Annotated in this window: 5 protein-coding genes; all 5 read left to right on the top strand. The window is 53.0% G+C overall.

Annotation, left to right across the window (positions count from 1 at the left end; genetic code table 11):
- The first annotated feature begins 128 nt into the window (after positions 1 to 128).
- The 5 genes from E5354_RS04760 to E5354_RS04740 all read left to right on the top strand — a co-directional run bounded on the left by E5354_RS04760 (position 129) and on the right by E5354_RS04740 (position 15,126).
- A complete protein-coding gene (locus E5354_RS04760; RefSeq protein ID WP_135946626.1) occupies positions 129 to 4,331 on the top strand; it encodes a two-component regulator propeller domain-containing protein in 4,203 nt (1,400 codons plus the stop codon).
- A 386-nt stretch (positions 4,332 to 4,717) separates the two neighbouring features.
- Positions 4,718 to 6,880: a LamG domain-containing protein gene (locus E5354_RS04755; RefSeq protein WP_168353827.1), complete on the top strand. Its 2,163-nt coding sequence runs from the start codon at positions 4,718 to 4,720 to the stop codon at positions 6,878 to 6,880.
- A gap of 101 nt (positions 6,881 to 6,981) precedes the next feature.
- On the top strand, positions 6,982 to 10,035 hold the full coding sequence (locus tag E5354_RS04750) for a SusC/RagA family TonB-linked outer membrane protein (protein ID WP_135946846.1): 3,054 nt from the start codon (positions 6,982 to 6,984) through the stop codon (positions 10,033 to 10,035).
- Between the two features lie 16 nt (positions 10,036 to 10,051).
- Positions 10,052 to 11,863, top strand: a complete 1,812-nt coding sequence (locus E5354_RS04745; RefSeq protein ID WP_135946624.1) for a RagB/SusD family nutrient uptake outer membrane protein — start codon at positions 10,052 to 10,054, stop codon at positions 11,861 to 11,863.
- A gap of 32 nt (positions 11,864 to 11,895) precedes the next feature.
- Positions 11,896 to 15,126: a SusC/RagA family TonB-linked outer membrane protein gene (locus E5354_RS04740; RefSeq protein ID WP_135946623.1), complete on the top strand. Its 3,231-nt coding sequence runs from the start codon at positions 11,896 to 11,898 to the stop codon at positions 15,124 to 15,126.
- The last annotated feature ends 11 nt before the right edge of the window (positions 15,127 to 15,137 follow it).

Below are 15,137 nucleotides of genomic sequence, written 5' to 3'. Positions count from 1 at the left end.
AACCCAAAACGAAATTGCCACTACCGCATACCATGATGAGATTACATCATTTTTGCATATCTTGTAAAGTGACGCTGGTTTTTGCCGTCGCCTTCTTTACTATATTTACTGCATCGGCAGCCAACAACATGTCACAAGGATTTGCCGATGACTACAACACCCGCTACATAACCATCCATGAAGGACTGCCCCACAACTTCGTCGACGACATTCACCGCGACAGCAAGGGCTTCATCTGGATGGCTCTCAACGGAGGCGGAGTGGCGCGTTACGACGGACATGACTTTGTGACATTCGGCCCCTCCTCATCTTTAAGAAAGATAAAGAGCATCTTCGCAACAACGCTGAGCGAGGACAAATTCAACCGACTGTGGACCGTGACCGACCGAGGCCTCGACATAATAGATATGGAGAAACTCTCCACTCTTGCCGAAGACGACCCTATTTTTGCGAAGCTTGAGCAAGGCGACAACCCCATCGACATATCGAAGATTGATTTCGCCACAAGCGACAAAAACGGCAACATGTGGCTCCATGCCGACACCATAATAGCCAAAGTGTCGTTTAACGACGACGGCTCGATCGACCGCGTAGCCACTTTGACTCACGACCCGCTTAACGTGTCGGTCCTTAAAATCAAGGACATAGAGGGCAACGGCACTCTGTGGACCTCAATCAACGGCGAGATAATGAACATCGAGGACCAAGGCGCTACAATTACCCTGAAGCCGGTAGCCGACTGCCTGAAGCTCGATCCTCACACCTATGTGAGCGACTTCATCGCCAAGGGTGACAATGTGTGGATTTCCACCGACCTCGGACTCTATCGTTATGACCCGAGCGCCAATATGGTAAAGCGTTATGTCTACAACCCCGCCGACCCTAAATCTCTTTCCCAGAACTTCATAACCGACCTCGACATAACATCCGACAAGCGGCTAATTGCCACCACTCTAAGGGGCATCAACATCTACAACCCCATTAATGACAACTTTGAACGCGTGGGCGATATGCCTCAGTCCGACCCCAAGGCGGTATTCAACAACAACTTCATCAACTGCATAGGTGTCGACAGCGACCGAATATGGTTTGGCACCGAAGGAGGCGGCCTGAACAAGTTTGTTCCGCGCAACATCTACATTACCGACATATTCCACGACCCTAACCGCGCGTCATCACTCTCCGACAATCCCGTCAATTCAATATATGAGGATGTCGACGGCACCGTGTGGATTGGAACGGTAGAGGGCGGATTGAACCGCGCTCACCGCGACATGAAGACATTTGACCATTTCACTGCCGAAAACGGGTCGATAACCCACAATTCGGTAAGTGCCATAACAGCCGACCGCGACGGCCGCCTATGGGTTGGAACGTGGGGCGGCGGTCTAAATGTAATCGATAGGAAGAACCCGTTGCACCATATCGAAACCATCAACTCAACCGACGACGGGCATCTCCTCATCGGCTATATAGGAGCATTGGCCTACGACTCAATCAACAATGGAATCTGGATAGGCTCAAACTTAGGATTATACTTCCGTGACCTAAAGACCGGCCGCATAACCGAACCGTTTAAAGGGGCGGCCGACGGCGTGCCAGGCACCCTCGGCATCGCAATCGACAAGAAGGGCCACCTGTGGGTGGGTTCGCTTAACGGCGTATATGACATAGTGCTCAACGAGCGCAAGCCCGACGGCACATTCACTTACCGTCACATCAACCACAAGCTAAACGACCCCAATTCCAAAGCCTGCGACAAGATAAGCTCAATCTACATGTCAGCCGACGGCTCGATGTGGTTCGGAACCAATGGAAATGGCATATACCGACGCGTCACCGACGAGAACGGTGAAAAGTTCGTAAACTATACCACCGACGAGGGAATGCCCAGCGACATCGTCAACGGAATCCTCGAGGACAACGACGGATATATGTGGATAAGCACCGCCAACGGACTCGCAAGGCTGAACCCCGGCGACGGCTCATTCATAAACTACGACCGCACCGACGGACTCACAAACGATCAGTTTTACTGGAATGCGACATGCCGGCTCAGCGACGGGCGGCTACTGTTTGGCACAGTCGACGGACTGATAAAGCTCGATGGAGTGGTGAAGAAGCCCAAGGAGCCTCACTATCCCGTGTACTTCACATCACTTTCAGTAGCCAATGAACCGGTATACGCCGGAAGTAAGATAACACCCCTCGACATATCGTCGACCAAGCATATAACCATCCATGAACGCGACAAGTCGTTCACCGTAGGATTCAGCGCGCTCGACTACGACCGTGACAATGCCGGACACTACAACTACCGTCTTGTGGGATTTGACGACAAGTGGATAACACTGCCGGTCGACCGCCGATATGTCACCTACACCAATCTCGAACCCGGAGTCTACAAGCTGCAGGTGCGTTACGTGCCCGAAGGCTCGCAACCCGACGAATCCGAGATTTCACAGCTCGTCATAACGGTAAAGCCCTACTTCTACCGCACTCCTTGGTTTATAATGATAATGATAATGCTTGTGGGCGCATCGGCTTGGCTCTTCCATTACTACCGCGTAAAGTCACTCACCAACCAGCGCACTCTGCTGCAGGCATCGGTTGAAGAGCGCACATCCGAAATAAGGCAACAGAAGCAGCTCCTTGAGGCTCGCGCCGTGGCCCTCTCGGAGCAAAACGACATGCTAAAGCGCAACAATGAGGAGATAACCGAGCAAAAGACTCAACTCATCGACATGTCACGCCGTGTGCAGGACCTCGCAATGGACCGCATATCGTTCTTCACCAACATAACCCACGAATTCCGCACGCCCATCACCCTTATCATAGGCCCCATACAGCGTGCGCTGAAGCTCAGCTACAATCCCCAGGTAATCGAGCAGCTCAACTATGTGGAACGTAACGCAAGATACCTGCTCAATCTCGTAAACCAGCTCATGGACTTCAGGAAAATGGAATCGGGAAAGATGGAAATCGTGCGCACTCGCGGCAACTTCGTCAAGATGGCCAACGAGATACTCACCCCCTTCCAACCTTTAGCAGCCGAGCGAAACATAACCCTGCGAAGCCTCTTTCACATCCCGCAGCCCGAACTTGACTTCGACGGTGACGCACTGCGCAAGGTCATAACCAACCTGCTCAGCAACGCTATCAAATTCACACCCGACGGAGGCACCGTAACGTTCTATGCCGCAATGCTGCAACAAAGCAAAAACACTCCGGAGCCCACACTATACTTAGACATCACCGACAGCGGAAACGGCATACCCGAAAGTGAAATCAACAAAGTATTCGACCGTTTCTATCAAGGCAAGAGCCAGATAAAATATCCCATACCGGGCTCCTCAGGCAGCGGAATAGGACTATATCTATGCAAAAGCATCGTAGAGCTATTTGGAGGCTCGATCTGGGCACGCAACAACCGCAACCGCGGATGCTCGTTCCGCGTACTGATGCCCATGAGCAATGTCGAGGAGGCCACCAACAGCCCGCTGCCCGCTCCCACAGCACCAGCCTCCGTGCCCATGGTGCCGGTGATGCAGCCATCGCCCGGCATCACCATCCTCGTAGTGGAGGACAACAACGACATGCGCCGGTTTATATGCTCCGTATTGCGCGACAAATACAACCTGCTCGAAGCGTCCAACGGCGAGGAAGCCTTGTCGCTACTACTTGCCAATCAGGTCGACTTCATAATAAGCGACCTCATGATGCCCGTGATGGACGGACTCGAGCTGTCGCGTCGCGTCAAGGAGGATTTCGCCATATCCCACATCCCCTTCCTGATGCTGACGGCCAAGACGGGTCAGGAGTCACGCATTGAAAGCTATCGCGTAGGCGTCGACGAATACCTCTTGAAACCGTTTGACGAAGAGCTTCTGCTGACACGCATATCCAACATTCTTGAAAACAAGCGTCGTCATCAGTCAAAGTTCAACATCGACATGGATGTCAACGAACTCAACATCGAGGACGAGTCGCGCGACAAAAAATTCATCGATCAGGTGATGGAAGTTGTCAAGAACAACTATAAAAACTCCTATTTTGAAGTGGGTGACTTTGCCGAAGCCCTCGGTATAAGCCGAAGCCTGCTCAACAAAAAACTACAGAATCTCACCGGGCAATCGGCAACGAAATTCATGCGAAACTACCGCATGAGCATTGCACGCGAACTCATACTAAAGAACCGTAAGACCCGCAACATGAATGTGTCGGAAATAGCCTATGAGGTAGGGTTCAACGACTCGAAATACTTCACTCGATGCTTCACCCGACAATTTAATGTAACGCCAAGCTCGATGCTAAACGGAGATGACACATAGCAGCTTATAAAACCCTTAGTATCAGCCTATTGCTAAAAATACACAAATCTATGAAAATTTTACATGTTGGCGATTTATCCTCATAATTTGTACATTTGTCCACCATTGGACACATAGATATAAGTAATTTTGCACAGTTTAAAATTGAAGATTTACACCTTTATAAAACCAATTCCCAAAACGCGAATTTTAACCTGTTAAAGTACAGTATCCGGTGCGAAATTGAATAAGTTGCAGTGCTAAAAGCAAGACCTTATCAAAACAGCCTTGAGAATGAACTTTTAACCTAAAACTAAATATCAATTATGAAGACTAAAAAGTGGACGTCTTTTGTGGCAGCTATAGCTGTCCTCCTCTTAGGGTCATCATGCCAAGACTGGGGCGAAATGGACCCCGCGGCCGGCAATCAAGTGACGCCGACATTGGAAAACGTTGCAGCGTTCTCCTTTGACGAGCCCAAGCTTGACCCGATTGTGTACAAAACGTATGCAAATGCCGACGGTCAGCTGCCTTCGGTGGTGGAAGATGACGTAAAGGGAAATGTGCTTAGCCTCAACAACGGCTATGTGACCTTAAACAATCCTCTGAACTCAGTAAAAGTGCAGAAAGCGGTTTCAATGACCTTCTGGATGAAGCAGCCTTTGGTTGTGAATGTTGATGAAGAAGGCAACGAAACCACCGAGCCACAGGACCTGACCGGTGCTCTTATTGCATTTGAGAATGAGAATGCGACCTCTAAGATGTTCTTTACCGCCAACGGCTGGATCAAATACAACGGCATGGACGGCGAGTGGGAGGACAACAATCCTGCAACTTATGCCACCGGCTACATCCCCGCAGGCGACTGGCATTATGTGGCGCTTATCATGCGCAATGACGGCTACGGACTATACGTTGACGGACAACAGAAGGTGGAGAAGAAAGTCACCGACTTCGACTGCTCAAAGATGGTGCAGTTCCTCAACAACGTAAGCAAGATGTATATAGGATCGACCGAAACTTCCAAGCCCTGGATGATCGACGACCTTAAGATATATCGCAACGAAATCACAGCCAAGGAAATCGCTCGACCCAACATCGGCAACGGCGGCGGTCAAGGCCCCGGTGGTGATGACAACAAGTTTGAGCCGATTGCTCCTATATTCTTCAACTCATTCGACGCCGGCATGAACGGATGCTCGATATACGGTGCAGGCTCAATAATATATAAGGGCGGTGCGTTTGGAAATGTATTCTCCAACGCAAGCGGCGCAATGCGCAGCAACTACCTTGTATTGCCCTCCAACGTACTCGGTCAGTCGGCCGACACTCAGGCTCTCACAATAGGAGTATGGGTGAACCGCGGTAACGAAACAGAGTCTTCAGCCTACATGTGGGCACCTCTCTTCACCGCCTACGCATCCCACAACCCCACCGACAACGGAATGCCGATGCTCGCCTGCCAGTACCGCGGCGTGCTTCAGGTCAACTGCAACGGCTGGAGCGACTACACCGACGACCAGAATGTAAACAAGCAGAACATACTCTATCACGGCGAAAACGACTGGCTTGCCGACGGACAGTGGCACTACTACACTGCAGTGTTCACCCCCACAACGGCCAAGGTCTACATCGACGGCGAAATTGCCAATGAATGGGAAATCGACGGCACCAACAACACCGCCGCCGGCCTCTTCAGCAACGGCTCGGAACTCCAGTACATCTGCCTCGGCGGTAACCAGGCCTGGAACTGGGGCGACAACGACCCCGGATTCTGGTTTGACGACATCGCAATCTACAACCAGGAACTTTCAAAGGCTCAGATCAAGGCCATCATGGGACTCAAGACCAATGTAGCTTATGGCAACACATTCAGCAACGATGCCGACAACATGACCCTCAAGGGTGCCGGAACATTCGTTAACGATGAAACTCCCGGATTTGGCAAGATATTCCAGAATGCCGCAGGCGGTCTTCGCGAGAACTACCTCGTATTCCCCTCCGGAGCACTCTCCAAGGTTGGCGAAACCAAGGAAATGACAATCAATGTATGGCTCAACGCATCCAACGCAGGCGCATCCAACACCTACATGTGGTCGCCCGTAATGACCGGTTATGCCGAAGCTCCCGGTGGAAACGGATGCCCGATGTTTGCTTGCCAGTACCGCGGTGCGCTCATGATCAACAGCAATGGTCCCGACAACTCGGGCGACAACTGGTGTGACTACACCGATGCTCAGAATGTAGCAGGCACCAACCAGATTCTGCACGACGCCACCGACTGGCTCGTTGACCACAAGTGGCACCTGTACACAGCAGTGTTCACTCCTAACAGCGCTTTCGTATACTTTGACGGAGAACTTATCAACGAGTGGGCTATCGATGGAGAAAGCCGAGGACAGCAATGCGACCTTGAAACACTCTCGAAACTCGGTTATGTATGTCTTGGAGGAAACCAAGCTTGGGGATGGGGCGATCCCGATCCCGGATTTGGATTTGACGACATCATGGTATACAATAAGGCCCTGTCACAGGCTGAGATAAAGCAAATCATGAATTTCAAGAAGTAAATAACTATAAATCTAAATACTGAATAATGAATAATAACAGCAAAACAGCAAAAGGATGGTGGAGCACAACGCTCCGCCACCTGCTGCCGACACTCATATTGATGCTGGTGGCTCAGAGTGCATTTGCTCAGTCAACGCAAGTCACCGGTACTGTCCTTGACGAAACCGGCGAGCCGCTGATTGGCGCCAGCGTAATCGAAAAAGGCACTGCTACAGGTTCCGCCACCGATTTCGACGGTAACTTCGTGCTCTTCGTTAAAGACCCCGCATCGGCTGTACTTCAGGTTTCCTATGTGGGCTATGAAACTCAGGATGTCGCCCTAAAGGGACAGACCAAGATAACCGTGACCCTCAAGGAGTCATCGGCTCTCCTCGACGAAGTCGTTGTCGTTGGTTACGGTCAGCAGAAGAAGGAATCGGTTGTGGGTGCAATCTCGCAGGTTAATTCCGACGACCTCCTCGAAACTCCCGCCGCCAACCTCTCGCAGGCCATCACCGGTAAGATTCCCGGTGTGATCACCTCGCAGACTTCAGGTGCCCCCGGTGCCGACGACGCACAGATATTCATCCGTGGTCGCGCGACATTCGCAAGCGATGCACAGCCCCTCATCCTCGTGGACGGTATCGAGCGTTCATTCTCGCAGATCGCCCCCGACGATATCGAAACCATCTCGGTTCTTAAGGACGCATCGGCAACCGCCGTTTACGGTGTGCGTGGTGCTAACGGTGTAATGCTCATCACCACCAAGCGCGGTAAGGAACAGAAGCCCGTAGTGAGCCTCACCGCCAACTGGCAGTTCCAGACTCCCACCCGCAAGGACACCTACCTTGACTCCTATCAGTCGGTAATGCTTCTTGAAGAGGCTCTCGCCAACGACGGACTTCCCTCGCAGTACTCAGCCGCCGACATCGAAATGTATCGCAAGTCGGTTGCCGGTCAGCTCAGCGGTCTTGACGCTCTGCTCTACCCCAACGTTGACTGGTACGACGAAGTGTTGAAGTCATCGGCTCCCGCACAGCGTTACAACGCAAGCGTGCGCGGTGGTACAAAGCGCATGCGCTACTACGCATCACTTGAATACTACAACCAGGGTTCACTCTTCAAGGAACTCTCCAACGACCCCTACGGCAACCCCTCAAGCCTTCACTACCGCCGTTACGGCTTCCGCGCCAACGCCGACTTCTTCCTGTCAAAGGATCTTACTCTGTCGGTTAACTTCGGTACCCGCTTCGAGGAGCGCAAGGGGCCCAACTCCAAGGAAGAAGACAAACACAGCGACATATATTATCAGGCCAACCACATACCCGGATGGCTCTTCCCCGTGGCCTATCAGGCTCAGAACGGTGAAACCACCAAGACTCTCTACGCAGGTACTTCACAGTATCAGCATAACCCCTACGCGATTCTTGCCGAATCGGGTTACTACAAGGGCGTGAACACCGTGAACGAAACCAACTTCATCGCCGACTACAAGATGGATTGGCTCACCCCCGGCCTCAGCGCACGCGCCATGATGTCATTTGACTACGAGAACTATCACCGTTCACTCTACAGCAAGTCGTTTGCAACCTACGAGCTCATGAAGGACAACAACGGTGTTCCCTACGATCCCACTTCGATCGACTCTTACAACCGCTTCAACTCCGACGGCACGCTCGCTCACTCACGCAGCAGCTTCACACTCTACAAGCTCTACATGGAGGCTCAGCTCAACTACAAGCGCATCTTCAATCAGGTGCACGATGTTACGGCAATGGTGCTCTACATGCAGAATGACTTCCGTCGCCAGAGCGAACTCGCTCGCCGCTACCAGGGTGTTGTAGGTCGTGTGACTTACGGATACGACAACCGTTACCTCGCCGAAATCAATGTCGGTTACAACGGTTCCGAGAACTTCGCCAAGGGTCGCCGCTTCGGTTTCTTCCCCGCATTCTCTCTCGGTTGGCGCATCGCCCAGGAGTCGTTCATGGAAAATACCCGCGACTGGCTCGACAACCTCAAGCTCCGTGCAAGCTACGGTCAGGTAGGTAACGACTCTTACAGCCAGCGATTCCTCTACGAGCAGAAGTGGTCACAGATCGGCAACGACTACTACTTCGGTACTTCAGGCCAGACCGGTATCTTCGAGCAGCAGTATCCCAACTACGCAGTTACCTGGGAGCGCGCCCACAAGTACAACGTAGGTCTTGAATTCGGACTGTTCAACAGCACTTTGACCGGTAACATCGACTACTTCTACGAGAAGCGTAACGACATCTTGACCGAATACCTCACCCGCCCCTGGTGGTTCGGTGTATCTTCGGCAGCAGGTAATCTCGGTAAGACAACCAACCAGGGTTATGAAATCGAACTTCACTACAACAACTCTATAGGCCGTGACTTCAACTACTCGGTAGGTCTTACCTACTCTCACGCCAAGAACAAGATCGTGGCAATGGACGAGCCCGCCAACAAGACCGGATACCGCAAGCGTGAAGGTCATGCTATCGGCCAGTTCTTCGGACTCATCGCCGACGGATTCATAACTCAGGCCGACCTCGACGGCGGCAAGCTCCCCGTGTCGACATTCGGCGACGTGAAAGTCGGTGACCTCAAGTACCGCGACATGAACGGCGACGGATTTATCGACGACCGCGATGAAACATTCATCGGCTACAGCGACATCCCCGAAAACACTTTCGCACTCACTCTCGGTGCCAACTGGAAAGGCATTGGTTTCAGCGTGATGTTCCAGGGTGTTGACCACGTGAGCCGTTACTACGATGCCGAGGCAATGTACGCATTCGTCAACGGCGGTAAGGTTAAGGAACACCACCTCGACCGTTGGAACCCCGCATTGAGCGAAGCTCAGAACCTTGCTCAGGCCAAGTATCCCTTGCTTCACTACGACAGCAACGGCAACCACAACCAGCGTCAGAACTCATTCTTCTTGAAGAACGGTTCATTCTGCCGTCTGAAGAACATCGAGCTCTCCTACACTCTCCCCGAGAAGTGGACCAAGCACGTGTTCATGAGCCAGTGCCGCTTCTATGTGAACGCCAACAACCTCATAACCTGGGACCATCTTGATGGACTCACCGACCCCGAAAGCAGCGGCTCCAACCGTTACCCCATCTGTAAGACCGTTAACTTCGGTGTAAACATTCAATTCTAATTGCCTTATGATTATTATGAAAAAAACAATCCAAAATATAGCTGCTGTGGTGCTTCTCGGCTCAACAATGTCGCTCGCTTCTTGCGGTGACTTCCTTGAGAAGCAGCCCTCCAACGAGCTCACCGAGGACAAGACCTACGGAAACTGGAGTATGTTTGAGTACTTCCACAACGACACTTACAACTTCCTCCGTCACGGAGCTCTGCGCATCGGTAACTCTTGGCTTGATTCAGCAACCGACCTCGCCGAAACATCCTACTCCAACGGTGGTACCCGCACTTCGTTCAACATCGGCAACTACTATGCCGGTGGCGGCGCCGACGAACTCACCACCACCTGGGAGTCGCGCTATCGCGGTATCCGCAAGTGCAACCGTGTAATCACAGGCATCGACCGCGTGCCCTTCGACATCACCAAGACCGAGGAGGAGAACCTTGCCCTTCGTCGCACAATGGTGGCCGAAGCCCGTGCATTCCGCGCCTACTTCTACTGGGAAATGTTCCTCCGCTACGGGCCTATACCCATCATCAAGGAGGTTCTCGATCCCGAAGAGGACATGATTACACCCTACACCAAGCGCCCCACTGTAAAGGAGTATGTAGTTGACTTCATCCTCAACGAACTCAAGGAGGCCGAGCCCGACATGCTTCCCTACGAAGAAGCCTTCGTGTCGACCAAGAGCGGTCGCCTCTCTCAGCCCATGGCACGTGCGCTTGCATCACGCATCAAGCTCTACATGGCATCGCCCCGCTACGCGGCTCAGTCAGGCATAACCTGGCAGGATGCTGCCGACGCTGCCAAGAGCTTTATCGAGGACTACGGCGCTAACTTCGCCCTCTATCAGGAGGACAACATACCCGGTGGAACCAACTATCGCAACGCAGTGCTCCGAACTCACTACACCGGCAATAACCATGAGGTAATCTTCTTCCGCAACGATGTGACCATCGGATGGGGAGGCATCAGCCTCGACTCTCCCGTAGGTGAAGGCGGCTCGGGCGGTAACTGCCCCTCGCAGAACCTTGTCGACATGTATGACATGGCCGACGGTTCGTCACCCTTCGCTCAGTATGACCTCACCGGTGCTCCGGTATATGTCAACGGAACTCCCACCGTCAACCCCGCAAGCGGCTACAACGACGAGGCTATGTGGAGCAACCGCGACCCGCGCCTCGAAGCTACAGTGCTTCACCACGGATTTGCCTGGGGTAACAGTACCGTTCGTCCCGACAACCGCATCAACGTAATATACGGTATGGCCGACAACCCCGCAGGTAACGCCAACTCGACCCCCACAGGCTACTACATGGCCAAGTACATTCCCGCCGAAATCCTTTCGGGTACTCACGCAGGTAGCGCCTACCGACTCTGGACCATCATCCGCTACGCCGAGATTCTCCTCAACTACGCCGAGGCTCTCAACGAAGCTCAGGGTCCCTCAGCTACGGTGTTCGACCTCCTCGACCAGATTCGTCACCGCGCAGGCATTACAGGTAACGTTGCCGACCGCCCCGACCTTCACGATCAGGATGCCCTCCGTCGATTCATCCGCAAGGAGCGCACCGTTGAGTTCGCTTTCGAGGAGCATCGTCCCTGGGATGTTCGCCGCTGGAATGTGGCTGTAGAGGCTCTCTCTCGTCCCATCTACGGTGTTACGGTGACCCGTGTTGGAAACGCCACCGATGCCGACTACGACTTCGTGCCCGGCAACTACAAGATTACCCGCAAGGTAGCTCAGGCTCGCGTTTTCGACGAAAAGATGTACCTCTATCCCATCCCCGAGGAGGAAGTATGGAAAACCGGTCTTGAAAACAATCCCGGATGGTAAAAATCTTAAATCGCTTTATTTTTAGACCAATTATGGATAACATCATAAAATATTTGTCAGCTAAAGGTAAATACCTTCTGACCGCAGTGCTTCTGGGCAGCACGCTCGCTATGTCGGCTGCCGGAGGTCGAGAAGTAAAGGGTCGCGTTGTCGATCCCGAAGGCAATCCCATTCCGGGAGCTGTGGTAAACCTTGCCGAGCAGAGCCGCATCGTGCTCACCGACCAGGACGGTAACTTCGTCCTCAAGGATGCCGGCTACGACGATGAAGTCAACGCCAAGTGCATCGGCTTCCTCACCAACATCGTGACAATCGAGGATCTTGACACTCCCCTCGTAATAACTCTTGAACCCGACAACGACGCTTACGCTCACCTCCGTCAGGTTGCTTTCGCCGAGAAGCCCTCAAAGTTCATGACCGAGTCTACCTCAATGGTGACCGGACAGGAGCTCCAGCGCTATCCCGTGACCGTGCTTCAGAACGCCTTCAACTCACTCCTCACCGGTGTGCAGACCTATGAGGCATCTTCCGAGCCCGGTTGGTCGGAAACCGCAATGTACATCCGCGGTGTCCGCACCCTCAACTCGGCTGCCCGCAGCCCGCTGGTAATCGTGGACAACGTTGAGCGTGACATCTCGTTCCTCGATGCATTCCCCATCGACAACGTGACAGTGCTCAAGGATGCTGCCGCTACCGCTCTCTACGGTATGCGCGGTGCCAACGGTGTCATCCTCGTAACCACCAAGCGTGGCGACGCAGGAAAAACCAACATCGAGTTCACTCAGGAAATAGGATTCCAGACTCTTACCGGAAAGGTTGAGAACCAGAACTCCTACAACATCGCCCTCACCCGCAACCAGGTGCGTTATCTCGACGGACGCGAGCCCCTCTACACAGCCGAGCAGATTGAGAAGTATCGTCGCGTAAGCAACGGTGAAACTCTCGACGGCATGGACCGCTACCGCTACTTCAACACCAACTGGTTTGATGTCCTCTATCGCGAAACAGCTCCGGTAGTTAAGACCAACCTCCAGATTTCAGGTGGTAACAACCGCGCACGCTACTACGTGTCGTTCTCTTACCTCCGTCAGGAAGGTATGTGGAACAGCGAAGGTACCAAGTTCAACGACCGTTTCACCACCCAGCACACTCTCAACCGCTGGAACCTCCGAAGCAACCTCGACATCAATGTCAACAAGTATCTCCGCGTAGGTCTTGACCTTGGAGGCCGTATCGACAACATCCTCCAGCCCACCACCCGCGTGTTTGACCTCACTACATTCGGTGCCGTGGAGGCCGACCCCATGCGTCCCGTCTACTGTCCCAACGGCGAGCTCTATGTCGACGGTAGCGCAAGCAACCCCATCTACCAGCTCGGTTCATCGGGTCAGGAGCGTAACCGCCGCCGCCAGCTCTACTCTACATTGAACGTTAACGGCGACCTCAGCCCCATCACCAAGGGTCTTAGCACCAACCTCGTCATAAGCTTCGATGCATTCGATGTATTCCAGTCGACTCAGACCAACGGTGTCGATGCCTACAGCTACGACTTCACCAACATGGCCGTGACCGATGTTAAGGACTTCACCTATACTCAGACCCGCAAATATCAGGAGCTCACCAACCCCTCGGCCAACGAGCGTGCCAACTCCTGGACCATCAACCTCCGCTACGGATTCCGCTACGACCGCACATTCGGCAAGCACCACATCGATGCCAACGCATTTGTGCGCACCTATCAGCAGCGTCTTAACGTGCGTGAGGCTAATACTGACAACGGTATGTACTCATCTGACCGTTACCTCTCTTGGAACGGTGCTGCAACCTATATCTTCGACAACCGCTACGTGATCAACGGAAGCATCTCGCGCATGGGTAACGATAACTTCACCCCCGACAACCGCTGGGACACATTCTGGGGCGTAGGTGCAGCATGGGTGGCTTCGGAAGAGTCATTCCTCCGCAACGAAAACATCAACCTCCTCAAGCTTCGCGCAAGCTACGGTAAGGCAGGTATGAGCGACACCGGTGCAGGCCGTTATCCCTATCAGTCGACCTATTCGTCCAACGGTGGATACGGATTCGGTGAAAACAGTGCCACTTGGATTCCCGGTTACATCGAAAGTGCCGCCGGCAACCCCAACAACAAGTGGGAAATCTCCAAGATGGTCAACGTAGGTCTTGACTGGGACTTCTGGGGCAAGAAACTCTACGGTTCATTCGACATGTTCAAGGAGTGGCGTAGCGACATCCTCGTCGACCGCACCACCAACCCCGCAATCCTCGGTATCACATTTGCCAAGGACTCCTACGGTAAGGTTGAGTCAAAGGGTCTTGAACTTACGATAGGTCACACCAACAAGATTGGAAAGGTTACTTACTCTATCGAAGGTCTTCTCTCGTGGAACACCAACAAAATCACCGAGATGGACGAGCCCGAACCCGCTGTCGAGTGGCAGCGCAAGACCGGAAAGCGCATCTTTGACTATGCTTCGGTGTCATCGCTCTACGAGTGGGAAAACCGCTCGGCAATCGGTGGATGGAACCAGTACCGCTTCGTGCAGTGGGCTTCGGATCCCAACCTGATTTCAACCTCGCAGCAGGATGCAATCGATCACCCCGAAAAGTACCCCTACAACTCTTTCTCGGGTGGTGGCCAGAAACTCGGTACCGCAGTGTTCAAGGACCTCAACGGCGACCGCATAATCGACTCTCGCGACATGGAGCCCTTCGGCTACACAATCATTCCCGAATTGACTCCCTCGATCTCACTGTCGGCTCAGTATGCCGGATTTGACCTCCGCGTCATCGGTACAGCCTACCTCAACCGCTCAGTGTTCCTGTCACCCTCTATGACCTTCTCGGAATGGGGTTCCAACAACTCAACCCACGCTGTAAAGGACGCTTGGGGTTACTACACCGACGATCCCAACGACCCGCGCAACATCAACGCCAAGTATCCCCGTCTGAGCTACTCGTTCAACACCGAGGACTCTTCACGTGACAACGGTTCTTACCAGAACGACATCTGGATCATGAACGGCGACTACTTCGCACTGCGTAACATCGAGTTCGGATACTCACTTCCCAAGAAGCTCATCGCTAAGGCTTACATGACTCGCTGTCGCGTTTACTTCAGCGCTTACAACATCGCCACATTCAGCCATCTCCCCAAGGGTATGGACCCCGAGAAGCCCATGTCTTACTGCTGGTGGTATCCCAAGACCCGTACATTCTCTTTCGGTTTAAACGTTGCATTCTAATTCATGAAAAT

The sequence above is a fragment of the Muribaculum sp. NM65_B17 genome (assembly GCF_004793735.1).
GTDB lineage: Bacteria > Bacteroidota > Bacteroidia > Bacteroidales > Muribaculaceae > Muribaculum > Muribaculum gordoncarteri.
This window is presented reverse-complemented; position numbering and strand designations above follow the sequence as displayed.